Source organism: Protofrankia sp. Cas8 (assembly GCF_963555845.1).
Lineage (GTDB): Bacteria > Actinomycetota > Actinomycetes > Frankiales > Frankiaceae > Protofrankia.
The window spans coordinates 21,357-43,781 of sequence record NZ_CAUVXI010000001.1 but is presented as its reverse complement, the minus strand read 5'-3'; the positions used below and the strand labels follow the sequence as shown (position 1 = coordinate 43,781).

General features: G+C 70.6%; 21 protein-coding genes and 1 pseudogene. 15 read left to right on the top strand and 7 right to left on the bottom strand.

The window, feature by feature from the left end:
- The 8 genes and pseudogenes from U9977_RS00225 to U9977_RS00190 form a co-directional block, all read left to right on the top strand.
- Positions 1 to 1,319: 2'-5' RNA ligase family protein (locus U9977_RS00225; protein WP_322747080.1), on the top strand; the 1,319-nt coding region annotated here is incomplete at its 5' end.
- A gap of 51 nt (positions 1,320 to 1,370) precedes the next feature.
- Entirely contained in the window at positions 1,371 to 1,664 is a 294-nt protein-coding gene (locus U9977_RS00220; RefSeq protein ID WP_322747079.1) for a hypothetical protein, read from the top strand.
- Positions 1,665 to 1,670: 6 nt separating this feature from the next.
- Positions 1,671 to 1,934 carry a hypothetical protein gene (locus tag U9977_RS00215; RefSeq protein ID WP_322747078.1) on the top strand — a complete coding sequence of 88 codons (264 nt, stop codon included), beginning with the start codon at positions 1,671 to 1,673 and terminating at the stop codon, positions 1,932 to 1,934.
- Positions 1,886 to 2,527 (top strand): annotated as a pseudogene (locus U9977_RS26775) (AAA family ATPase); the annotation flags it as partial. The gene U9977_RS00215 and the pseudogene U9977_RS26775, both read left to right, overlap by 49 nt.
- A gap of 292 nt (positions 2,528 to 2,819) precedes the next feature.
- Positions 2,820 to 3,266, top strand: coding sequence for a hypothetical protein (locus U9977_RS00205; RefSeq protein WP_322747076.1), 447 nt, complete (start codon positions 2,820 to 2,822; stop codon positions 3,264 to 3,266).
- 230 nt (positions 3,267 to 3,496) lie between these two features.
- The gene (locus U9977_RS00200; protein ID WP_416210429.1) at positions 3,497 to 3,802 is read left to right on the top strand and encodes an ester cyclase; all 306 of its coding nucleotides are present in this window, start codon (positions 3,497 to 3,499) and stop codon (positions 3,800 to 3,802) included.
- A 315-nt stretch (positions 3,803 to 4,117) separates the two neighbouring features.
- On the top strand, positions 4,118 to 5,290 hold the full coding sequence (locus tag U9977_RS00195; RefSeq protein ID WP_322747075.1) for an HNH endonuclease signature motif containing protein: 1,173 nt from the start codon (positions 4,118 to 4,120) through the stop codon (positions 5,288 to 5,290).
- A gap of 191 nt (positions 5,291 to 5,481) precedes the next feature.
- Positions 5,482 to 6,258, top strand: coding sequence for a VOC family protein (locus U9977_RS00190; protein ID WP_322747074.1), 777 nt, complete (start codon positions 5,482 to 5,484; stop codon positions 6,256 to 6,258).
- Between the two features lie 15 nt (positions 6,259 to 6,273).
- Here the strand turns inward: U9977_RS00190 and U9977_RS00185 are convergent, their stop codons facing one another.
- The 6 genes from U9977_RS00185 to U9977_RS00160 form a co-directional block, all read right to left on the bottom strand.
- Positions 6,274 to 7,512 carry an acyl-CoA dehydrogenase family protein gene (locus U9977_RS00185; RefSeq protein ID WP_322747073.1) on the bottom strand — a complete coding sequence of 413 codons (1,239 nt, stop codon included), beginning with the start codon at positions 7,510 to 7,512 and terminating at the stop codon, positions 6,274 to 6,276.
- Between the two features lie 80 nt (positions 7,513 to 7,592).
- Complete coding sequence (locus U9977_RS00180) at positions 7,593 to 8,765, bottom strand: thiolase family protein (RefSeq protein ID WP_322747072.1); 1,173 nt, start codon at positions 8,763 to 8,765, stop codon at positions 7,593 to 7,595.
- A complete protein-coding gene (locus U9977_RS00175) occupies positions 8,762 to 9,208 on the bottom strand; it encodes a Zn-ribbon domain-containing OB-fold protein (protein ID WP_322747071.1) in 447 nt (148 codons plus the stop codon). The genes U9977_RS00180 and U9977_RS00175 overlap by 4 nt, the downstream gene beginning before the upstream one ends.
- A 76-nt stretch (positions 9,209 to 9,284) precedes the next feature.
- Complete coding sequence (locus U9977_RS00170) at positions 9,285 to 10,697, bottom strand: dihydrolipoamide acetyltransferase family protein (protein WP_322747070.1); 1,413 nt, start codon at positions 10,695 to 10,697, stop codon at positions 9,285 to 9,287.
- A gap of 31 nt (positions 10,698 to 10,728) precedes the next feature.
- Entirely contained in the window at positions 10,729 to 11,712 is a 984-nt protein-coding gene (locus U9977_RS00165) for an alpha-ketoacid dehydrogenase subunit beta (protein WP_322747069.1), read from the bottom strand.
- Between the two features lie 40 nt (positions 11,713 to 11,752).
- Positions 11,753 to 12,802 (bottom strand): thiamine pyrophosphate-dependent dehydrogenase E1 component subunit alpha, encoded by a 1,050-nt coding sequence (locus tag U9977_RS00160; protein WP_322747068.1) that lies wholly within the window; start codon positions 12,800 to 12,802, stop codon positions 11,753 to 11,755.
- Between the two features lie 169 nt (positions 12,803 to 12,971).
- Between U9977_RS00160 and U9977_RS00155 the strand changes: the two genes are divergently transcribed.
- The 6 genes from U9977_RS00155 (at position 12,972) to efeB (ending at position 20,073) form a co-directional block, all read left to right on the top strand.
- Complete coding sequence (locus U9977_RS00155) at positions 12,972 to 13,808, top strand: ThuA domain-containing protein (protein ID WP_322747067.1); 837 nt, start codon at positions 12,972 to 12,974, stop codon at positions 13,806 to 13,808.
- Between the two features lie 10 nt (positions 13,809 to 13,818).
- The gene (locus tag U9977_RS00150) at positions 13,819 to 14,040 is read left to right on the top strand and encodes an SDR family NAD(P)-dependent oxidoreductase (RefSeq protein ID WP_322747066.1); all 222 of its coding nucleotides are present in this window, start codon (positions 13,819 to 13,821) and stop codon (positions 14,038 to 14,040) included.
- A 109-nt stretch (positions 14,041 to 14,149) separates the two neighbouring features.
- The gene (locus tag U9977_RS00145) at positions 14,150 to 15,748 is read left to right on the top strand and encodes an AMP-binding protein (protein ID WP_322747065.1); all 1,599 of its coding nucleotides are present in this window, start codon (positions 14,150 to 14,152) and stop codon (positions 15,746 to 15,748) included.
- Between the two features lie 89 nt (positions 15,749 to 15,837).
- Positions 15,838 to 16,431 (top strand): histidine phosphatase family protein, encoded by a 594-nt coding sequence (locus tag U9977_RS00140; protein WP_322747064.1) that lies wholly within the window; start codon positions 15,838 to 15,840, stop codon positions 16,429 to 16,431.
- A 178-nt stretch (positions 16,432 to 16,609) separates the two neighbouring features.
- Positions 16,610 to 18,676: an iron uptake transporter permease EfeU gene (gene efeU / locus U9977_RS00135; RefSeq protein WP_322747063.1), complete on the top strand. Its 2,067-nt coding sequence runs from the start codon at positions 16,610 to 16,612 to the stop codon at positions 18,674 to 18,676.
- A 62-nt stretch (positions 18,677 to 18,738) separates the two neighbouring features.
- Complete coding sequence (gene efeB, locus U9977_RS00130) at positions 18,739 to 20,073, top strand: iron uptake transporter deferrochelatase/peroxidase subunit (RefSeq protein ID WP_416210432.1); 1,335 nt, start codon at positions 18,739 to 18,741, stop codon at positions 20,071 to 20,073.
- Positions 20,074 to 20,143: 70 nt separating this feature from the next.
- Here the strand turns inward: efeB and U9977_RS00125 are convergent, their stop codons facing one another.
- Entirely contained in the window at positions 20,144 to 20,920 is a 777-nt protein-coding gene (locus tag U9977_RS00125) for an SDR family NAD(P)-dependent oxidoreductase (protein WP_322747061.1), read from the bottom strand.
- Between the two features lie 193 nt (positions 20,921 to 21,113).
- Here U9977_RS00125 and U9977_RS00120 point away from each other — a divergent pair.
- A partial coding sequence (locus U9977_RS00120) for a hypothetical protein (protein ID WP_322747060.1) occupies positions 21,114 to 22,425 on the top strand: 1,312 nt, incomplete at its 3' end.

Genomic DNA, 22,425 nt, shown 5'->3' with positions numbered 1-22,425 from the left:
GGCGGGTGCCAGGTGCGCTCGCCGTCGCAGTGCTGACGTTGATCGGCATGGCCGCCAAGGCCCGCGGCGATTTCCTGACGGCGGCGGGACAAGCGTCCGACGAGCTTGGCCGGAGCGACGGCGCCAGCGGCGGCGGGGGCTCCGGCCTCTACCTGACCGTGGTGGTCGTCTTTCTCCTGGTGATGCTCAGCGTCAGCACGATCGTCATGAAGATCGCCATCCACAACCCGGACGCCGACAGCGCCGACGAGGCCGCCGCGGAACTCGCCGCAGTCGAGGATGACTACCACCAGCTGCGACAGGCGGCCGAGAAGGCCCTGACCGCGCATCAGAATGCCTGGGCGGACCTTCGCGGGCTGATCTGGTCGACGCACAGCGCCGTGGACGATCTGTGGGCGATGGCGGGGCTGCTATTCCCGGGGCTGCTGCCGCCATCCGGCCAGCGGCCCGATCCCGAACTGCCCGACGGGGAAATAAGCGCAGGCCTGCTCGCGCACACGCCGCGGACCCCGCCGGCGTTCGGCTATGTGCTGCACGCCGCGCACAACCTCGGCCTGTGCTCCCCCGCACCCGCTCTGGATCGACTGGACAAGCTGGTGGCACTGGCGGACGGCCAGTGGCAGGACCGGATCATCCCATCCTTCGACGATCCCGTGACCGCCGACTGGCATCGCTTCGCCGGCCTCGACACCCTCGCCAGTCACTGGAGCCGTCCGGGCTGGATCCGCGGACGTCGCGCCTACCACTGGGTGCTGACCTTCGAGGACGCCGCGGAGTTGCACGAGCTGGTCGCACGGTGCCAGGACCGGCTGCGGCTGCCCGGCCTCGACCACGTGTCCCCCGACGGGCTGCTGCTCACCCTCGCTCGGCTGGCCTTCGTCGACGAGATCGACGACATCGACGACATCGACCGTGCCGTCGCCGAGGCCCGTCGGTCGCTCGCGGCCATCGAACCGTTCACGCTGATCGTGGGCCCGGCGACCGGCTCCCCAGACTCGGTCGGACTCGCCGTCGTCCCCTGGGAACCGCTGCTTGCACTGAATGACCACGTCCTTGACGCGGGGGCCCGCACGGTGAAGGCCGTTGGCGAACCCGACGAGTTCCACCCATATATCAACATCGCCTACGTAGGCGAAACGATCGACGCGCGCCCGGTCGTCGAGACCGTCGCGACCCTGCGGGAGCTGCCCCGGATCCGCGTCGTGGTCGATTCCGTCACCCTGGTGGAGCTGCGCCGCGAGAGCCACGCGTACGGGTGGGACACGGTGGCCCGGCTGCCGCTGGGAGTCGGTGAGAACAGCGACGAGGATGCCGATTGAGACGACGACCTCACCGCCGAGTGATCATTTTGCGGAGTCGACATCGACGGCATGCCCGGACGCGACGATCTCTTAGGTATCTTTGAGGTCGTGAGTGGTCCGCCTCAGGAAGCGCCGTTCACCGAGCTGATCCAGCACCCGACGAGGACAACCGCCCGGCTGGCCGGCATCCGGGCGCTACGCCTGCGCCGCCGGGACGCCGACGACCTGGTGCTGATGTCCGCCGACCGGGCCCAGCAGGAGGGTGAGGTCGTGGACCTGACTGCACGTCTGCTCGCCGGCGTGCTCCGCGAGCAGGGCGGTGCCGATCTGATCCGCCAGGTGCTACCCACCGTGCTTGCATAGGTATAGGTGCGGTTCCTGCCGGCCGCCGCGGCCGACGAGCTGGCCGCCGAGTTCGTGCGGACCGCACACGCCACGGCAGCGGTGAACAACATGGCCCCGATCTCGCAGCTGCTCACCGAGTGGCGGCACACGGCTGAGGTCCACGCCGATTCTCAGCTGCACACGATCCTCACCCAGGTCCACGAGGGTGACCACGGCTCGGTACCGGTACCAGACACGGTGTGGCCCGTTCACGCCGGAACCGGCCACCCCACGGTGACCGACAGATAAGCTGCGCGGCCCTACGGACCCGGCCTTCGGCCAACGGGTGGGATGTGTGGACGGCGGTGGCCTCGGCGGTCGACAGTGCTCAGGTGCACAAGGGGGGCCGTCCGATTGCGTTCCAGGCCGCAGGCCCGGCCCCACTGGTCGGCCGGGACGCTGAGCTGGGCCTGCTCGTCGACCGGCTGGACGCTGCACGCGCGGGCCGCGGCGGGCTCGTGCTGCTCGGCGGCGAGCCCGGGATCGGCAAGACCCGGCTCCTGCACGAACTGCTCGCGCACGCCACGGCCGCCGGGGTCCGCACGGTCTCCAGCCGCTGCCGGGAGGACGGTGGCGCGCCGGCGTCCTGGCCCTGGGTCCAGGTGCTGCGGGCTCTGGTCACCGACCCGAACCGCCGACCCACGCCGGTGCCGGGTCTGTACGCGCAGCGACTCGGACCGGGGTGGACCGACATCGAGCGCCTGATCAATAGCACCCCCGGCCAGCCCGACGCGGCGTCCCGATTCCGTCTGTTCGACGCGGTGTGCACCATGGTCCGGCTGGCCGGTGAAGGCAGCGGCCTCGTCATCGTCATCGACGACCTGCACCGCGCCGACGAGCCCTCGGTGCTGCTGCTGACCTATCTGACCGGGGAACTTGCGGACGCCCCGGTGCTCGTCATCGCCGCCTACCGCGACATCGTGGCGACGATGCACGCCCGGACCGGCGGCAACCCCTTCTTCGTACAGGAGCTGTCCAGGCTGCTGCACGCCGGCGGGCATGACGCCGCCGGCATGGGCGCGGGCCGGCCACCGCGACAGTGCGCGCCGCGCCTGCGACCGCGCCGCCGAGATGGCCGCACGCTGCGGCGCACGCGCACAACTCGCCCGCGCCGCGTTGGGCGCGGGCACCACCGTGGTCACCGCAGGCACCGTCGACTGGACGTTGGTCTCCCTGCTCACCCACGCCATCAAGGCGAACACCGACAATCACGCACTTCGGGCACGGCTGCTCAGCCGACTGGCGATCGAGCTGTACTGGCATGCCGGTGGTGAACCGGCGCGGGAACGCAGTGCCGAAGCGCTCGAGGTGGCCGGCGTAAGCGGCGACGACGCGGCCCTCGGGGTCGCGTTGCACGCCCGCCAGTTCACCCTGCGGGGAGCGGGCCATCTGACCGAGCGGATCGCGATCGGGCGACGCCTGGTCACCCTCGCGACCCGCGCGGATGATGCGGACCTCGCCAACCCCACCCACGTCTTCCTGGCCGCCGACCTGCTGAGGCGACAGCGTTCGCCGTGCGCTCGGGCATCGCCTGAATCCGCCAGCAGCCAGCAGCCAGCCGCGGGGAAAGCGTGTACATAGTCTGCCGGCGACGGCAAATGGCGGATCTCCGGGATCTCCGGGATCTCCGGGCCGGGGCCGCCCGCGCACCATTGCGGCCATGACGACAACCACTAACACGGCCACCACCGACACCGACACCAACACCACTCCCGAAGCCAAGCTGCGGGCCCGCCGCGAAGCGATCGTGCGGACGCACATGGAGGCCGAGGGCCGCCACCCTCAACACCTTCGCCGAGGCCAACTACGACGTGGTCGCCCTGGGCGCCCCGACGAACGGGCCGCAAGCGGTCGAGGAGCTACTGACCATGCTGTTCGGCGCGTTCCCCGATTTCGCCGCCGAAGCCCTTTCAATCCACCACGGCGACGACATCGTGTTCGTCGACACCCGGATGGCGGTTACCCACCATGGCCCGTGGGCCGGTGTGCCCGCCACCGGCAGACCCATCGACGTGCGCTGCGGCTGCGTCTTCCACTTCGACGGCGACCGGCTTGTCAAGGAGACCGTCTCCTTCGACCACGCGACTCTGCTCGGCCAGATCGGCGTCAGCGGCTGACCCGCGTCCACCGGTCGTCGGTCAAGGGCGGCACCAGCAGTTACCTGGCCGGGTTGGAACATCCAGGAGCACGCCTTGTCCACGCAGAATCGTCGTCGGGCCGTCGAGGTTGCCGCGATGGTGAAGGCGTCCGGGGCGGCCCGACGACGAATCCGGGTCGCTGAACGGGGTGGAAATGTCGGGATAGCGAGCTAAACTGAACATATGTTCGATCCGACCGATGGGTGCGCAAGATCTGATGCGTGCCCAACATGTGATGCGTGCGCAGGCCCCGAGCCTATCGCCGCCTTGGATGCGGATGCCTGCCTGACCCTCATGACGACCATCGTGCGGGAGAAGGCCAGGTTGGACGCGGCGCTGATCCGCACGCAGGCCCGGTTCGTCGAGCTGCGGTCCGCGGCCGGGCCGGACCCGGTGTTCAGCGAGTTCGCCGCCAGCGAGATCGCCATCGAGCTGGACCTGTCGTGCAGCGCCGCAGCCGCCCAGCTGAAGCTGGCGCACACGGTGACCTACCGGCTACCGGCCACCCTGGCCGCTCTGGAAGCCGGTGCGATCGACCTGGGCCGAGCGCGCGCGGTCGCCGACGCCACCGGCTCGCTGTCACAGGTCCACGCGGCGGCCGTCGAGGAGAAGGTGCTGGCCCGCGGCGGTCGGGCGAGCCACACGCTGTTCCGCCAGGCCCTGCGCCGGGCCGTGCTCGCCGTCGACCCCGATGGCGCCCAGCGGCGCCACGAGAAGCAGCGCCGGGAGCGGCAGGTGCGCATCGGACCCCTCGATGACGGCATGGCCGAACTGTGGGCGTTCCTGCCGGCTGCCGAAGCCCAGGCCGCCTACCAGCACATCGACGCCCTCGCCCGCTGTGCCGGCGCTCCGGACGATCCCCGGAGCATGGATGAACGCCGCGCGGACGTCCTCACCGATCTACTGCTGGGCCGCCATCATGATTACGAACCCGTCCACATCGAGATCGGGGTGATCGTGCCTGCCGACACCCTGCTGGGGCTGACCGACGCCCCCGGCGAGCTGGCCGGCTACGGGCCGATCTCCGCAGGGCTCGCCCGCGACCTGGCCTGCGCGGCCAACGCCACCTGGCGGCGGATCCTCACCGACCCCGTCGACGGCAGTCTCCTGGATGTGAGCCGGCGACGGTTCCCCTCAGCCGCGCTCGCCCGTCACGTGCAGACCCGGGACCGCACCTGTCGGTTCCCGAGCTGCCGTAAACCCGCCGCGGCCTGCGACCTCGACCACGTCCAGCCCCATGCTGGCGGCGGGACCACCGACCCGGCAAACCTGCTCACTCTGTGTCGCCGCCACCACCGCATGAAACACGGGGGGAAATGGTCGGTCAACCTGGCCGGCTCCGACGGGTCGGTCACCTGGACGAGCCCGGAAAAACGCGTCCACCACACCAGTCCGGAACCCTACATCGACTGCAACCCGAACCCGAACCCCAACCCGGAGCCGGAGCCGGAGCCACCACCGTTCTGAAAGAGGAGGACCGCGTGAACATCACCGACAGCCCGCTCTACCTCTCCGGCACAGGCGCCAGGATCACCGTCCTCAGCTGAGGACCCCGGAGTCGGCGTGGGCTTGCGAGCGTGGGGACTGGTCGAACCGTCAGGAGATGTCGAGGATGGGTAGGCAGGCCTGTACCCGACACGCTCGAAGGAGACGGACCCATGGTCGAAGTCACGAGTAACCAACCGCCGGGGACACCCACCTGGATCGACCTCGGCATTCCCGACATCCAACGCGCAAAGGAGTTCTACGGCACCCTGTTCGGCTGGGAGTTCGAGGAGGGACCCCCCGAAGCCGGGGGCTACACGATGTGCCTGCTGCGCGGGCAGCCGGTGGCGGCCGTCATGGCGAACCCGGACCCGAACGCCACCTCCTTCTGGTGGAACCTCTACTTCGCCACCGACGACGCTGACGGCACTGCCAAGCACATCGCCGACGCCGGCGGCCAGGTCGTCGTGGCGCCCATCGATGCGATGGACGCCGGGCGGATGGCGATCGCCCTCGATCCGACCGGCGCGCAGTTCGGCCTCTGGCAGGGCCGTATGCACCCCGGCGCGCGGATCGTCAACGAACCCGGTTCCCTGGCGTGGAACGAGCTGCGCACACCCACAGCGGACGCGGCCCGCCCGTTCTACCAGGCGGTTTTCGACTACACCCTGGAACCCATGGCGGCTCCCGACATCGACTACACCGTGCTGCACCGCGGCGACGGCCAGATGATCGGCGGAATTCACGGCGTGGCCGACGCGCCGTCGTCATCCTGGATCACCTACTTCGAGGTCGAGGACACCGACGCGGCCGTACGGCGGGTCCTCGACGGCGGCGGCGCATGTCCCGGCGAACCCCAGGACTCCCCCTACGGGCGTGTCGCCATCGTCGAGGACCCGTTCGGTGTGGCGTTCCACGTCATCGCCTCCGCCCAGAACCCGCCCGGGTGAGGTTCAGGCCGCCGCTCAGGAGCGGGACAACGCGGACCAGGGCACGTCCTTGTCGATCCGCGGCTCCGCCGGCAGGCCCAGGACCCGCTCTCCGATGATGTTCCGCTGGATCTGGTCGGTTCCGCCGGCCAGCCGGTAGCCGGGCGCGCCGAGTAGATGCTCGGTCCAGCCGAACCCCTCACCGGAGTCGGCCGCCGCCCGGCTACCCAGCAGGTCGACGGCGAGCTCGCCGGTGCGGGTCAGCACGTCGGAGGCGACCAGCTTGCCGACGGATGCCGCCGGCCCCGGCGACGCCCCGGCCGCTGCGGCCCGCGCCACCCGTCCGGCGGTCGCGGCCCGCAGCACCGTCCGGATGTAGAGATCCGCGAGCTGCTGACGGACCACCGGGTCACCGGCCCGGCCCAGGCGGCGGGCGAGCTCCAGCACGTCGTCGAAGGTTCCGCCCTTACGCCGGGTCACCGATCCGGACGCGGTGCGCTCGAAGGACAGCGTCGCGTTCGCGACCCGCCAACCGTTGCCGACCGCGCCGACACGCAGGGCGTCGGGGATCCGGACGCCGGTGAGGAAGACCTCGTTGAACGACGTACCTCCGCTCATCTGCCGGATCGGGCGGATCTCGATACCGGGGGCGTCCATGGGAACCAGGAAGGCGGTGATCCCGGCGTGCTTGGGCACGTCCGGGTCGGTGCGGGCAAGCAACAGTCCGTAGTCGGCGAACCGCGCGCCGGACGACCAGACCTTCTGCCCGTCGACGACCCAGGTCTCCCCGTCCGCCACGGCGCGGCAGGCCAGTGCCGCGAGGTCGGAACCGGCCCCGGGTTCGCTGAACAGCTGACAGGCGAGCAGATCGGTACGCAGCAGCGGCCCGACGAACTGCTCCCGCTGTGCCTCGGTGCCGAACATCGCCACGGCCGGGCCGACCAGACCGGTCGTCACGCTGATCAGCTCGGTGGACGGCGGCACGGCGAACGCGCGTTCCTCCTCGGCGAAGGCGGTCGCGAACAGCGCGGGCAGACCGGCGCCGCCGTGCTCCACCGGCAGCGTGAGCGCTCCGTAGCCCGCGTCGTAGCGGGCCCGCCGATAGGCTCGGACGTTCTCCAGCAACGTGTGCTCGTCGCCGTCGGAGAGGTTACGGAACACCGCGAGGTCGGGCGGGCCGTGGCTTGCCACCGGCGCGGCAACGGTGGCGGCGAGCCAGCGCCGTACCTCGCCACGCCAGGTCACGAGGTCGACGTTGCTGCCCGAAGCGGTCATCGGTGGGGGTCCCTTTCGCACGGCATCATCAGACGGTCAGCTCAGGCGGTCAGCTCAAACGGTCGACCTGGACGGTCAGCTCAGACGGTCAGGACCGCGCAGGCGGACAGTCCCGGCGCGCCGTACACGTGGGTGAAGCCGACCCGCGGGGCCCCGGGGACCGCCCGGCCCAGCGCCCGCCCCTGCAGCTGGCGGACGACCTCGTGCACCTGGCGCAGTCCGGACGCGCCGATCGGCTCACCGTTGGCGATGCATCCGCCGTCGGTGTTGACCGGGAGGCGGCCGTAGGCCTCGGTGGAGCCGTCAGCAAGGAGTTTCTCCTGCTCGCCGTGCCCGCACAGGCCCGTTTCGGCGAGGTGGATGATCTCCGAGCCGCTGTCGGTGTCCTGCAGTTGCGCGACGGCCACCTCGGACGGGTCGACACCGGCGGCGGCGAACGCCGCGGCAGCCGCGTCGATGCTCGGGCTGTGGTAAGGATCGGGCGCAAGCCACGGGGAGAACACCTCGAACGATCCGAACCGGCGGGTGCGCAACGCCACCGACGCGAGCCGCACCGGGCGTTCACACAGGTCACCGGCACGGTCGCCACGGGCGAGGACGAGGGCGACCGCTCCCTCGCTCGGCGAGCAGAACATCGATCGGGTCAGCGGGGCGTTGACCGTCGGCGCGGCGAGTACCTCATCCTCGGTGAGCGGGGTGCGCCGCCAGGCGGTGGGGCTGGCCTCGCCGTTGCGCAGCGCGCGCACCGCGACCCGGGCCAGTGACCGGTCGGAGACCGCGTGTTCGTACTGGTAACGCCGGGTCTTCATGGCGAAGTACTGGGTGGTGACCATGAGACCGGTCCGGCCGTACCAGTCCCCCAGCCCGTAACTGGCCGGGTCGGAGTTGAACGCGCCACGCGGGTGCTTGTCGAACCCAATAACGGTCGCCACGTCGGCTTCCCGGGCCCGCAGCGCGTTCGCCGCGGTCGCCAATGCTACACCACCAGTGGCACATCCATTGCGTACGGTAATGAACGATAGTCCGGTAAGACCGAGGCGGGAAACGAGGGTGTCGGGCTTGCCGGACACGTTGCTGCCACCGACGGCAAGGTCGACGTCGGGCCAGCCGATGCCTGCGTCGGCAAGCGCGGCCCGGGTTGCATGCTCGGCCATGACCATCGCGGCAACGCCCTCGTGCCGGCCGAAAGGGTGGATGCCGACCCCGACGATGTAGACGGCGTCGGCGGCATCCCGGTCCCGGTCGGTACTCACGTGTCCGCTCCCGTCTCCCCGAGGCCCGCTGCCGGCTCGAAGGCGTAGGTGACCTCGCCGGTGGCGCCGGTCGGGACGAGGGTGAGCCATACCCGCAGTCCGATGTCGAGCATGGCCGGGTCCCCGACCAGCAGGGACTCGACGAGCACCCCGCCGAGATCCACATAGCCGACCGCGTACGGCGCGAAGCCGTCCGGTGGAGCGTGATACGGCGGCTTCGGTTCGAAACCCTGCACGGTCAGCGTCCAGATCGTGCCGGTTTCGGGCAGCGTGACCACGGATATGTCGCTGCCAGCCGCCGAGCACCGGGGGCAGGACGGCCCGACCGGGAAGATCGTCGTTCCGCACCGCCCGCACGTGGCACCTGCCAGCCGCGGTGGGTCCAGCGAGGCGAACAGCTCATGATCGATCGGGGCGGGACGCGGTGGTACCACTGACGTCATCAGGACTCCCTTTTCAGCCTTCAACCCCCACGCCGTCCCCCCGCCGTCAACCCGCGAGCAGTCAACCCGCGAGCAGTCAACCCGCGAGCAACAGCAACGGACGGGCGAGCAACGCCGTGACCGTCCGAAGGTATTCAGCGGCGGGCGCACCGTCGACGGCACGGTGGTCGAAGCTGAGGCTGAGTGTCAGCACCGACGTCCGCCGCGGCGTGTCCCCCTCCCAGCGGACCCCGTCGCGGACCCGCCCGACCCCGAGGATGGCCACGTTCGGCGGATTGATCACCGGGGTGAAGAAGTCCACGCCGTATCCGCCAAGGGATGTGACCACGAAGGTCGCACCCTCCAGATCTCGCACAGCAAGCTTCTTGTCACGGGCGGCGCCGGCCAGGCGTCTCACCTCGGCTGCAATGTCGAGCAGACCGCGGGTGGCGGCGTCGCGCACGACCGGCACGAGCAGTCCGTCCGGCACGGCCACGGCCACCCCGACGTGGATCTCGGGCAGTAGGTGGATTGCGCCGTCGCGGATGGTGGCGTTGAGCAGCGGATGGTCACCCAGCGCCAATGCCGCAGCGCGCACGACGAAGTCGTTCAGTGATGGCACCCGCGGTTCGCCCGCGGTGGCACCGGTGCCCGTCCACTCCCGCTTGAGCTGGGCACGCAGGGCCACGAGGTCGGTCACATCCGCCTCGTAACCGTGGGTGAGCTGCGCCATCTCCTGCAGGCTGGCATGCATGGTGCGGGCGATCGCGCCCCGCATACCGGTCAGCGCGATGACCTGACCCGCCCGTGGACCGGCCGGTGGCGCTGCCTGCGGTGGGCGTTCATCCCGCGTCCCGGCTGCGGCCGCGGCTGCCGCTGCGCGCTCCACATCGGCCCGGCGGATGCGGCCTGCGGGTCCGCGCCCGGCAACCGTGGCGAGGTCCACACCGAGGGTCTCCGCGTACCGGCGCACCAGCGGCGCGGCGGGCGGCGGCGCGGCGAGCAGGGGCGCGGCGGGCAGCGGCGGGGCGGCGACGTCCACCGCCTCTATGTCCTCGGAGACGATCCGGCCGCCCGGCCCGGTGCCACGGATGGTTACGAGATCGATGCCTCGCGCACGGGCGACGCGACGGGCGTTCGGGGACGCCAGCAGCCGACCGGCCGGCCCGGGTTGGGCCGCCGCCGCACCAGACAGCGCAGCACCAGACGCCACCGCGCCGGACACCACCGCGCCGGAGGGCCCAGCACCGGACACCGCACCCGGCAGAATCTCGCCGGCGGCGAGCAGCCAGCCCACCAGTGCGCCGGGAGGCAGGGTGGTTCCGGCCGGTACGACCGGATGGAAATGCCCCTCGCCCTCGGCCTCGACGTCCGTGTCGACCTTGTCGGTCGCGAGCCTCATGATCACATCGCCGGGTCGCACCGGGCCACCGGGCGGCACGAGCCATTCGGTGATCGTGCCTTCCTGCATCGTCAGCCCGAGCTTGGGCAGCAGCACCTCGACAGCCATCGCCGCAGTTCCTCTCTCCCCGGCCCTGGCCCTAGCCCCGTGCGAGCAGGCGGCGGCAGCCGTCGGCTATCCGGGTGCGGTCAGGGATGTAGGCCCGCTCAAGCGCCGGGCTGAACGGCACCGGGGTGAAGGGTGCGCCCAGGCGCAGCACCGGGGCGTCCAGATAGTCGAAGGCGACTTCCTGGACCTGCGCGGCGATCTCGGCGCCGATGCCACCGAACCGAACAGCCTCGTGGACCACAAGCACCCGGTTGGTGCGCACAACCGACTCGACGATCGCCTGGCTGTCCAGCGGCTGCACGGTCCGGGGGTCGATGACCTCGACCGAGACGCCCTCAGCTGCGAGTTCATCGGCCGCGGCCATCGCCTCGACGGTCATCCGCCCCAGGGCCACAATCGTGACGTCGTCGCCGGTGCGCAGCGTGGCGGCCTTCCCGATCGGGACCTCGTAGATCTCCTCGGGCACGTCTCCCTTGGCTCCGAGCAGGACCTTGTTGAGCATCACGATGACCGGATTGTCGTCACGCACCGCAGAGACGATCATCCCTTTGGCATCCGCCGGGGTGGCGGGCATGACCACCTTGAGTCCCGGGGTGTGGGCGAGCCACGCCTCCAGGCTCTGGGAGTGCTGCGCGGCCGCGCCGAGCCCGGCACCCGCCGCGGTCGTGATGGTGAGCGGAACGTTGACCGACCCGCCGTACATGAACTTCATCTTGGCGGCCTGGTTGACCACCTGGTCCATGCAGACGCCGAGGAAGTCCATGAACATCAGGTCACACACCGGCCGCAGGCCGCGGGCGGCGGCACCCACGCCGAGGCCGACGATCGCCGCCTCGGAGATGGGCGTGTCCACGACGCGGCGCGGCCCGAACTCCGAGAGCAACCCGTCGAACATGTGGAAGACCCCACCGTAGCCGGCGACATCCTCACCGACTACGAACACGTCGTCGTCGTCGCGCATGACCTGCGCGAGGCCCTCATTGAACGCCTTGACATAGGTCAGGGTGCGGGTCATCGACTGGGAACTCCTTCGGCCGCTCGTCGCTGTACCGGGCTCATTCGCTGTAGACGTCACGGGCGATGTCCGCCGGATCCGGCTCGGGACTCGCCTCCGCGAAGGCGATCGCCGCGGCCACCTCGGTCCTGGTCTGCGCCCAGATCTCCTCGAACCGCTCTGGAGCGACGGTGCCGGCAGCGGTCGCCCCGCGCTCCAGCAGCTTGATCGCGTCGCGTTCCTTCCAGGCGTCGATCTCCTCCTGGGTGCGGTACTGGATGCGCAGACCCTTGACGCCCTGGTGATCGTAATAACGGTAGGTCTTGGCCTCGACCATGGTCGGGCCACCACCGGCCCGGGCCCGTTCCACCGCGCGCAGGGTGGCCGCACGGACGGCGACCGCGTCCATCCCGTCGCAGATCTCGCTCGGCATGCCGTAGGCGGCGGCGCGATCAGCGACATCGGTGAGCAGCATGTGCCGGGCCTGTGGCGTGAACTCGGCGTAGCCGTTGTTCTCGCAGACGAGCACGACCGGCAGGTGCAGCACGGCGGCGAGGTTGGCCGCCTCGTGGAAGGTGCCGATGTTCGACGCGCCGTCACCGAAGAACGCCATGGCAACCGTCCCGTCGGACCGGTAGGCGCCGGCGAAGGCCGCGCCCACCGCGATCGGGATGCCAGCGCCGACGATGCCGTTCGCGCCGAGCATGCCGATCGACAGGTCGTTGATGTGCATGCTCCCGCCCCGGCCGTGGCAGTAGCCGTCAACCCGGCCGAACAGTTCCGCGAACATCCGGGCGAAGTCCGCACCCTTGGCGACCGCGTGACCGTGCCCGCGGTGGGTGGAGGTGATCTGGTCCTCATCGCGCAGCGTGCTGATCGCGCCGGCGGCGACCGCCTCCTGCCCGACGTAGAGGTGCAGAAAACCAGGCAGCGTTCCGGCCTCCATCAGCCGACCCGCCTCGGTCTCGAACACCCGAATGCGCACCATCCGGCGGTGCAGGTCCAGGAGCACGGCCGCGTCGGCGGTGCCGGCGGTCTCGGCGGTGCCGGCGGTCTCGGCGGCCGGCGGCGCGGGCTGGGCGTCCTGGTCGGCCGTGGCGGCTCGCGTCATGATGCCTGCCCCTCTCTGCCGTGGCCCGGCTGCCATGCACAGCGAATCGCCGTGCCATCCGACATCCGGGAGTTTGTCGAAATGGACTCTAGTAAGGGATGACTCGACACGCCAGACTCGTATCCGATGTTTGTGGTGAGCAGCTGCAGTAAGTCAGGGAGATGAACCCATGCGGGTCCTGGTTCTCACCGGCGGTCACCGTGTCGACCTTGACGCCTTCCTCGGGATGGTGGCCGACATCTGTGCCGAGCGGGACTGGCTGTGGACGCATGCAATCCAGCCCTGCGCGCAGGCGTGGTTGCGGCCCGAGCATGCCGGGAGCTTCGAGGCACTGCTCTGCCACGACATCCCCGGCCTGAGCCTGCACCGGGGCTCGCCGCCCGTGCCCGAAGGCCCCGATCCGCAGGTGGCCCGTGCCCTCGTCGAGCTGCTTGAGATGGGCCAGGGGCTCGTCGTCACCCACCACTCGCTGGCCGGCTGGCCTGGTTGGGAGGGCTGGGCCGAGGCGCTGGGCGGTCGCTTCCACTACGCGTCAGCCCGGTTACGCGGCCGGATGTGGCCGTCGTCGGGCAGCTGGGTGGGCGAATATTCCGTGCGCGTGGCGGCGCCCACCCACCCGGTCTGCGCCGGCGTCGCCGAGTTCACCGTCACCGATGAGCTGTACTGCTGCCCGGTCTTCGAAGCCGACGTCGTCCCGTTGCTGCGGACCGACGCCGACCTGAACGGCAGCCGCTTCCGCTCGGCCTATGAACACGTCCTGCTCGGCGAGCGCCACGCGCCGGACTGCTCGGGGCACCCGCCCGCGAGCGACCTTCTGGCCTGGGCGAAGGTCGCCGGCCGCAGTCCACTGGTCTACCTGCTGCCCGGCGACTGCGCCCGCACGTTCGCGCTGGCGAACTACCGACAGCTGATCGCGAACGCACTGGCCTGGGTGGCCTCATCCGAGGCACACGCATGGGCGCGTAGGAATCCGGTCCGGCTCGATCCCCGGGTCGGGCAGGTATGACGGCCACCGGGTGGTGCTGGGCCTGCGGGCCGCGATCGGGGCAATGCGCCGCGCCGGCGGCGGAACGGTCGTGGTGACCTCGTCCGTCACCGGCCTGGGTGGTGAACCCCGGCGCTGGCCGTACGCGGCGGCCGAGGCCGGAGCGATCAACCTGGTCCGATCGGCCGCCATCGACCTCGCGCTGCCCCCACCCAGCCCGGTTTCGCCGACTGCGATCGACCCGGTTTCTTGACGCTGTCTACAGCTATGTGGCTACAGTCATCCGGGGTGGACGGGCAACAGGGGTCAGACCTTGAAAAGGGCGGTGAGGTCCGTTGCGGCTCGCTGGGATCGATGATCGGATGCGGCAGGACCCGACCGGCGTCGCCTTGGTGGACGACACCGGGCACCTGACGTGGGCGGAACTCGCCACCCAGGTGCGTGGAGTCGCCGCGGAGATGCTGGCGGTGGCGGGTGGCGACGGGGAGCGGGTCGCGGTGACCGGGGAGAACTCCATCCCCACCCTGGTCGCACACGCCGCAGGCATCCTCGCCGGCGTCGGAACCGTGGCCGTCTCCCGCCAGCTCGCCGTCGGGGAGCTGACCGACCTACTCCTCGACGCCGGCGCGGTGGCAGCGGTCGCCGGGCCGGCCAGCCGCGACGGTGTGACCGCGGCCGCCGGACCCGCACGGTTACGCGTCGTCGTCGTCCACGGCACCGGCACCGGCACCGGCACCGGCACCGACGTTGGCACCGGCACCGACGTTGGCACCGGCACCGGCGTTGGCACCGGCACCGGCGTTGGCGTTGGCGTTGGCAGCCAGACGGACTGGACGGACTGGACCGGTAGCGACCGGGCGATGCCCGATGTTGCCGGCCGGCCCGCCCGACCACCGCTGGTCTACACCTCTGGCACCACCGGCCGACCACGGGGCACCGAGGTCCGCTGGACCGCGCCGACACCGCCGAGTGCGGTGGCCTACGCCGAGGCGCTGGCCGCCCGCTCGGGCTTCCCCGCCGGACCACACCTGGTGGTCGGGCCGCTCCAGCACAACGCTCCCCTGACAAGCCTGCGCCACCTGCTGTCCGGACAGCCCGTGGTCGTCCTTGGACGGTTCGACGCCGAGCGCGTGCTGCGCCTCATCGAGAGCCACCGGGTGACCTCGACGGTGATGGTCCCGACGCACTTCTCCCGGCTGCTCGCCCTGCCCGCCGACGTACGCGCCGGCCATGACGTGACGAGCCTGCGCAGTCTCCCCCACACCGGGTCGGCCTGCCCGCCCGACGTCAAACGGGCGATGATCGACTGGTTCGGGCCGGTGCTGGTGGAGTCCTACGGCGGCAGCGAGGTGGGCACGCTCTGCCGGATCAGCAGCGAGGAGTGGCTGGTCCGACCCGGTTCGGTCGGCCGCTGCATGCCGCCGTTCGAGGCGGTGGTCCTCGACGCCGACAACGCCCCGATGCCCGCCGGCGAGGTCGGGGTACTGGGCTTCCGCGCCCCGGCCGACCGGGGCGTGCGGTACCACGACGATCCGGCCAAGACCGCCGCCGCATACCTCCTTCCGAACGTGTTCACTCTCGGCGACGTCGGCTATGTCGACGCGGACGGCTACGTCCATATCACCGATCGGATAGCTGACATGGTGGTCTCCGGCGGGGTGAACCTCTACCCGGCCGAGAGCGAGCGTGTCCTCGCGCACCACCCCCAGGTAGCGGATGTCGCCGTGATCGGCGTACCCGACACGGACATGGGTGAGGCGTTGCGGGCACTGATCGTGCCTGCGGGCCAGGCACCGGACAGCGGCGACCTCGACCAGTTCTGCCGGGCCTCACTCGCCGCATACAAATGCCCGAAATCATATGAAATCATCACGGAGCTACCTCGCAACGCCATGGGCAAGGTCGACAAGAAGGCGCTGCGGCGTCCCTACTGGGACACCGAACGCACCATCGCCGGATAAACAACCCTCACCCCCGCCCTCACCCTCACCGCCTTCGGCCGACACCCGCCCTTGACCGGCCTCCGGGCCGGGAGCTGGAAAGTGAACCCATGACTGAGGTGCTGTTCGTCCGCCACGGCCTGCCCGTCAACGGCGTCGCCGATCCCGGCCTGGCCGGGGACGGCATGATCCAGGCCAAGCGGCTGGCTGCGTGGCTGGCCGCCGAGCAGGTGGACGCCCTGGCCACCAGCCCGCTGCGGCGGGCCCGCGAGACCGCGGCCGTACTCGCCGCGGAACTGGGATTCGTCCCGGTCGAGATCCCCGACCTGCGCGAGTGGGAACCCCACGAACCGAACGAGGTCTACACCCCGGTGGAACAGATGGCCGCGGACGACCCACGCGCCCGAGCAGCCGTCGAAGGCCGTTACAACGACTTCGTCCCGGAGCTCGACCAACCCGCCTTCATCGCCCGTGCCCACGACTGCCTGGAGCAGCTCTTCGAGCGCTGGCCGTCCGGCCGAGTGGTGGCCGTCGGCCACGGCGGGATCATCAACGCCATTCTGGCCGGGGTCATCGGTACCCGCGACCTTTTCTGGTTCAACGCCGGGTACACCTCGGTGTCCCGGGTCGAGAAGCTCTCCTCGGGCCGGATCGTCGTCCACTCCGCGAACGAAACCGGCCACCTGCTCGGCAGTCGTTCCTAACCTCAAGCCAGAAACGCAGCCTGCCCGAACCCGGTCCGTGGCTTCGGGGCCGAACGGTCCGCTTCCTCGCCACCCCGGCATGACCGGCATCTCAGGTCGTCATTCGATTAGGTGAGCTTTACTTATATTTCTGGTACCTTCCCTTAAACCAACACCGGCGATCACGGAGGTACCGGACGTGTGGAGCGACGTTCTCCCGAACCTGCTCATCGGGCTGCGGGAGGGTCTCGAGGCGGGTCTGATCGTCTCGATCCTGGTCGCCACGCTCGTCCGTGCCGACGAACGGGCCCGTCTGCCCCAGGTCTGGATAGGGGCGCTTGGGGCCGTCGCGCTCTCGGTGAGCTTCGGGGCGGTCCTGACCTTCGCCGCCGCCTCGATGTCGACCAAAGCGCAGGAGGCGTTCAGCGGCGTCCTGAGCCTGGTCGCGGTCGGGTTCGTCACCGCGATGATCTTCTGGATGCGGCGGTCGGCACGGGCGCTGTCCGGCGAGATCGCGGGCCGGGTGACGGCCGCGCTCACGCTCGGGCCCGGCGTGCTGGTCCTCACCGCGTTCCTCGCGGTGGCCCGGGAGGGCCTGGAGACCTCCCTGTTCGTCTGGACGACCACCCGCGGCGCGGGCGAATCGGCCGGCCCGCTGGTCGGGGCCGCCGCCGGTCTCACGCTCGCCGCTGCGTTGTGCGTCGGCATGTACCGCCGGGCCGTGAAGATCAATCTGGCCCGATTCTTCACGTTCACCGGCATCGGGCTGATTGTGATCGCGTCCGGCGTGGCCGGGTACGGCCTGCGTGATCTGCAGGAGAGCGCCATCCTGCCCGGCATCGGCACGGCCGCGTTCGACCTCGGCGCCACCATCGACCCGAGCTCCTGGTACGCCCGGCTCGTCGAGGGCGTCTTCAACATCACACCCCGGCTGACCGTCCTCCAGCTCGTCGGCTACCTCGCCTATCTGATCCCGGTGATGGCCCTGTTCGTCCGGGGTATCCGCCCCGCCCGCGCGCCATCGCCCGCGGTACCGGCGACTGTCGCCGCCGCCGAGGTCGCGCCGGTCGAAGTCCAGCCGGCACCGGGCGGTTCGCGGCGGGTGCCCCGGTGGGTGCTTCCGGTGGCCATGGTCGCCGTACCCGCCGTCGCCGCCGGCGCCGCTATCCTCGCGCTCGGCCCGGCCACCGGGACGGGTGAAACGACGATCGAGGCGACCTCGGGTTCCTGCGTCACCGCCTGGGACGCGCCGCAGCCCGGCCGGGTGACCTTCACCGTCCGCAACACCGGCGGGCACACCATGGAGGTCCGCCTCATCGACCCGGCGAGCGGTGCGATCCACGCTGAGATCGAACTGCTCGCCCCGGGCACCAGCCGGCCGCTGGCCGCGACCATCGGAGGCGGCACCTACGCCTGGCAGTGCCTCCCCGACGGTGGAGATCCCGTCGTCTCGGCGAGCCGGCGGGTGGCCGGCCCGGGCAACGGCGGCCTGGCGATCATCCCGGTGACGGAAGAGACCATGCGCGCACCCGTGGACGCCTACCGCGCGTTCGTCACCGCGGGCCTGGCCACGCTGGCACGCGACACCGACACGCTGCGGGCGGACGTCGAGGCCGGCGACCTCGACGTGGCCCGTCGCGACTGGCTCACCGCGCATCTTGACTACGAACGACTCGGCGCCGCCTACGGCACGTTCGGCGACTTCGACGCGTCGATCAACGAACGGCCCGCGGGTCTGCCGGACGGCGTCGCCGACCCGGACTTCGCCGGATTCCACCGGGTCGAGCACGGGCTGTGGCACGGCGAGTCGGTGGACTCGTTGAAGGCGCCGGCGGCGACGCTCGCCGATTCCGTCGCCGGGCTCGTCAAGGCCTTCCCCACCCAGGAATTCGATTCCCACGACCTGGCGCTGCGCACCCACGAAATTCTTGAGAACACCATCGAGTTCCAGCTCACCGGTACCGCCGACCAGGGCAGCGGCACGGCGCTGGCGACCGCGGCGGCGAACGTGGACGGAACCCGCGAACTGTTGACCATCATCGCGCCGCTGCTGACGACACGGGCGCCGGCCACACTCGCGGCCTCCCAACGCCAGCTCGACGCATTCGGGACGCTCCTACGGCAGACCGCCGACCCGGCCGGAACCTGGATCGCCCCGGACACCCTCCCCCGCGGCGACCGGGCGCGGTTGAACGGCAGCCTCGGCGCACTGCTGGAGACCCTCGCACCCATCCCCGACGTCCTGGAAATCAGAACCACCGGATGAGCGAGCCCGCGATTCCCGCCCGCGACACCACCTCACCTTCGCACCCTTCCGGAGCGCCGTCGATGACCGAATCCGCCGACCCGTCACTGCCACGGCAGCCGGCAGACACCCCCACCGCGGCCACCCCCACCGCCGCCGCCAGCTGCCCGGCGCCGCGACGGCGCGCCGGGTTCCCAGGCGTTGCGCTCGGGCGCCGGTCCTTTCTCGCCGGGGCGCTGGCCGCGGGTGCGGCCGTGGGCGCCGGCGGCGTGGCGCTGGCCGCAAGCGACCCGGGCGGCACCCACGACACGAGCTCGGACGAGGTGGTCGCCTTCTACGGGACCCATCAGGCCGGGATCGTCACACCGCCGCCCACGGCGGCGATGTTCGCGTCCTTCGACGTGATCGCGCCGGACCGCGCCGGGCTGGTCGAACTGTTCAAGACGATCACTGACCGGGCACGTTTCCTGACCGCCGGCGGCACCCCGGTCGACCTCGGCAGCACCGCCCCACCGTCGGACAGCGGCATCGTCGGGCCCACCGTGCCCTCCGATTCGCTGACCGTCACCGTCGGGGTGGGCGCGTCGCTGTTCGACGGCCGGTTCGGCCTGGCCGACCGGCGGCCGCGCCATCTCACACCGATGCGCACGTTCCCCAACGACAACCTCGACGCGACACAGTGTCACGGCGACCTCAGCCTGCAGCTGTGCGCACACAGCCGCGACACCGTGCTGCACGCGCTGCGTGACATCGCTCGCCACACCCGCGGCGGAATGCAGCTGCGCTGGCGCGTCGACGGCTTTCAGAACCCACCACGACCGGCCGGCGCCCAGCGCAACCTGCTCGGTTTCAAGGACGGCATCGCCAATCCGGACGTGACCAGCGCCGCCGAGATGGACCGGCTGGTCTGGGTACACGGCGGCGACGAGCCCGCCTGGACCGCGGGCGGCTCCTACCAGGTCATCCGCGTCATCCGGATGCTGGTGGAGTTCTGGGACCGGGTCTCTCTCAACGAACAGGAGATGATGATCGGCCGGCGACGGGATACCGGCGCCCCGCTGGACGGTACGGCCGAACGTGACATCCCGGACTACGCCGGTGACGCCGACGGTAAGATCATCCCGCTCGACGCGCACATCCGGCTGTCCAACCCCCGCAGCGCCGCCACCGCGGACTCCCGCATCCTGCGCCGGGGCTACAACTACGACCGGGGCATCGACGCCAACGGCAACCTCGACATGGGTCTGGCCTTCTGCTGCTACCAGCAGGACATCGCCCGCCAGTTCGAGGCCACCCAGACCAGGCTCATCGACGAGCCCCTGGTCGACTACATCAGCCCCACCGGCGGCGGCTACTTCTTCGTCCTGCCCGGCGCCCGGGACGCCGCCGATCACCTCGGCCGCACCCTGCTCGCCTGACCGTGGTCGGTGCACGGTTGGACGGCGGCGCACTCGCCGTCCAACCAGGACACTCGGCACGACGGGTACGTCAGTAGGACGCGGTGCCGCCGTCGACGCTGAGCAGCGCGCCGGTGATACCCGCGCCCGCGGGCGAGGCGAGCAGCACCGCCATGGCCGCGACCTCCTCGACCGTGTTGGGCCGCTTGATCGAGGACTCCTTGGCGAACAGCTCGACCATCTCGTCGAAGGTGATCCCCATGGCCGCGGCCGTGGCCGGCCCGTTGTCCCTGACGACGTCGGTGATGATCAGACCCGGGCAGATCGAGTTGACGGTGACCCCCTCGGCTCCGACCTCGCGAGCGATCGACTTGGTCATGCCGTTGATGGCGTGCTTGGCGGCCACATAGGGGGTCAGGACGGGCTTGCCGTGCTTGCCCTCCACCGAGGAGATGTTGATGATCCGCCCCCACCTGCGTTCGATCATGGGCGGCAGGGCGCGCCGGGTGGCCCAGAAGGTCGAGTACAGGTTCCACTTCATCGTCAGGTCCCACGTCTCATCGCTGAGCAGGACGGTCGGCTGAAGGTCGACGGCTCCACCGGCGTTGTTGACCAGGATGTCGACCCGTCCGAAGTGCTCGACGGTCGCGTCGACGAAGCCCTCGACGTCGGCCTGCTGGGTGACGTCACCGGCGCGGAAGATCGCCCGGTCGCCGGCACCCAGGGCCGCGAGGGTCTTCTCCCCCTTGTCCACGGACCGACCGTTGATCGCGACGGACGCCCCCTGGGCGAGAAACGCCTCGGCGATGGCGCGGCCGATCCCCGCCGTCCCTCCCGTGATGGCCGCGACCTTGCCTTCAAGCTGCATACGTCCTCCTGGGAGCGCGTGAGGTCGACAGGTGCGCGAGCAGAACCATGATCACGAACCTGGGGACCTACGAACCGAAACATCAGCCACTTAGTTTGCTTGCACTACAGTTTCTACCGTAGGAGTGTTGCACGTCACAGATACACCAGCCAACGTCGGTCCATGTCCGGACGGACCAGGAGGAGCGGGACGCATGACCAGCCAGCAGTGGATCATCGACACACAGCCGAGCCAACGATTTCCGATCTACACTCGGCTCAACGCCAACGACGTGTTGGCGGATCCGATCACCCCGCTGGGCGCAAGCCTTGGCTGGATCCCGTTCATCCTTCCCGGCTGGGACACGGGTGTGGCCGCCTTCGGGGCGTTCACCCTGGCCGAGCAGTCGGTCGACGTCTCCCCGAACGCGGCCTTCTTCTACGGCCACCTGTACGTCAACATGACGTTGCCCCGGCTGACCGGTATCCGTTCCGGGATCAGCACCGACGCGGTGGACGCCATGTGGTTCGCGGGTGGCGGTGAGCCGCCGGCACACGTCATCCGACCGGACGACGTCAATGAGGAACGGTCCGCGGCCATCGCGGCGCGGGCGGGGTGGGTGCTGTCGACGACGACGTTCCCGGAACTCGACGAGGATCGCGCGATCGCCGACACGCTGCGGGAGCAGCGTCCGGACCTGGCGACGATGAGCGCGCTGGCCCTGGTTGCCAGGGCCCGGTCGGTGCTGTCGCTGGAACGGCTGGCGTGGCGCGGCGAGGTGATCGCCTCAAACAGCAGCGCGGTCGGTCCGGGCGTGCTCGGCCAGCTCCTCGGCGGCGACACCGCCCTCGTGGTCCGGCTCATCGGCAAGGCCGGGGACGTCGATTCAGCCGCCCCCTCCTTCGCGCTCTGGGATCTCTCCCGGGTCATCCGCGGCGACGCGGGGCTCGCAGCCGCGTTCGACGGTGGGGTGAACGGCCTGGTCACGCGCCTGGCCGACGTCCATCCCGCGTTCCACGTAGGGTTCGCGGCCTTCCTGCGGAACTTCGGCTACCGCGGCCCCAACGAGTGGGATCTGGGCTCGGAAACCTGGGAGACCAGGCCCGAGCTGCCGCTGGCGCTGCTCGACCGGCTGCGCCACCTCGACGACGACGCATCCCCGGTCCTGCGCGCGCGCAGCCAGGCAGTGGACACCGAGGCCGCGCTCACGCAGGCGCTCGCCCGCCTCGGTGGGGACGCCACCGCGCAGGCCACCTGCCACGGCGCGCTCGCCTCGGCGCGCCGCTTCGGCGCCTGGCGGGAACGCGCGAAGACCACCTGCATCAAGATCCTGCACGAGGCGCGGATGCCACTGGTGGAGCTCGGTAGACGCCTGCACGAGCACGGTCATCTGGACCACCCCGGACAGATCTTCATGGCGACCGACGCCGAACTGGAAACGCTCGCCCTGGACCCGGACTCGCTGAGCGCGACCCTCGCCGACCGGGAGCGGGAGTGGCGGGGGCTGTTCGGCCTCGACCTGCCGG

What these genes read in the sequence shown, in the direction of transcription:
- U9977_RS00145 (WP_322747065.1), top strand. Translation starts at nt 14,150, where the DNA reads ATGCGGCAGGACCCGACCGGCGTCGCCTTGGTGGACGACACCGGGCAC.
- U9977_RS00185 (WP_322747073.1), bottom strand. Translation starts at nt 7,512, where the DNA reads ATGACCGCTTCGGGCAGCAACGTCGACCTCGTGACCTGGCGTGGCGAG.
- U9977_RS00160 (WP_322747068.1), bottom strand. Translation starts at nt 12,802, where the DNA reads ATGACGCGAGCCGCCACGGCCGACCAGGACGCCCAGCCCGCGCCGCCG.
- U9977_RS00125 (WP_322747061.1), bottom strand. Translation starts at nt 20,920, where the DNA reads ATGCAGCTTGAAGGCAAGGTCGCGGCCATCACGGGAGGGACGGCGGGG.
- U9977_RS00190 (WP_322747074.1), top strand. Translation starts at nt 5,482, where the DNA reads ATGGTCGAAGTCACGAGTAACCAACCGCCGGGGACACCCACCTGGATC.
- U9977_RS00170 (WP_322747070.1), bottom strand. Translation starts at nt 10,697, where the DNA reads ATGGCTGTCGAGGTGCTGCTGCCCAAGCTCGGGCTGACGATGCAGGAA.
- efeB (WP_416210432.1), top strand. Translation starts at nt 18,739, where the DNA reads ATGACCGAATCCGCCGACCCGTCACTGCCACGGCAGCCGGCAGACACC.
- U9977_RS00165 (WP_322747069.1), bottom strand. Translation starts at nt 11,712, where the DNA reads ATGACCCGCACCCTGACCTATGTCAAGGCGTTCAATGAGGGCCTCGCG.
- U9977_RS00175 (WP_322747071.1), bottom strand. Translation starts at nt 9,208, where the DNA reads ATGACGTCAGTGGTACCACCGCGTCCCGCCCCGATCGATCATGAGCTG.
- U9977_RS00220 (WP_322747079.1), top strand. Translation starts at nt 1,371, where the DNA reads ATGCCCGGACGCGACGATCTCTTAGGTATCTTTGAGGTCGTGAGTGGT.
- U9977_RS00155 (WP_322747067.1), top strand. Translation starts at nt 12,972, where the DNA reads ATGCGGGTCCTGGTTCTCACCGGCGGTCACCGTGTCGACCTTGACGCC.
- U9977_RS00195 (WP_322747075.1), top strand. Translation starts at nt 4,118, where the DNA reads ATGACGACCATCGTGCGGGAGAAGGCCAGGTTGGACGCGGCGCTGATC.
- U9977_RS00140 (WP_322747064.1), top strand. Translation starts at nt 15,838, where the DNA reads ATGACTGAGGTGCTGTTCGTCCGCCACGGCCTGCCCGTCAACGGCGTC.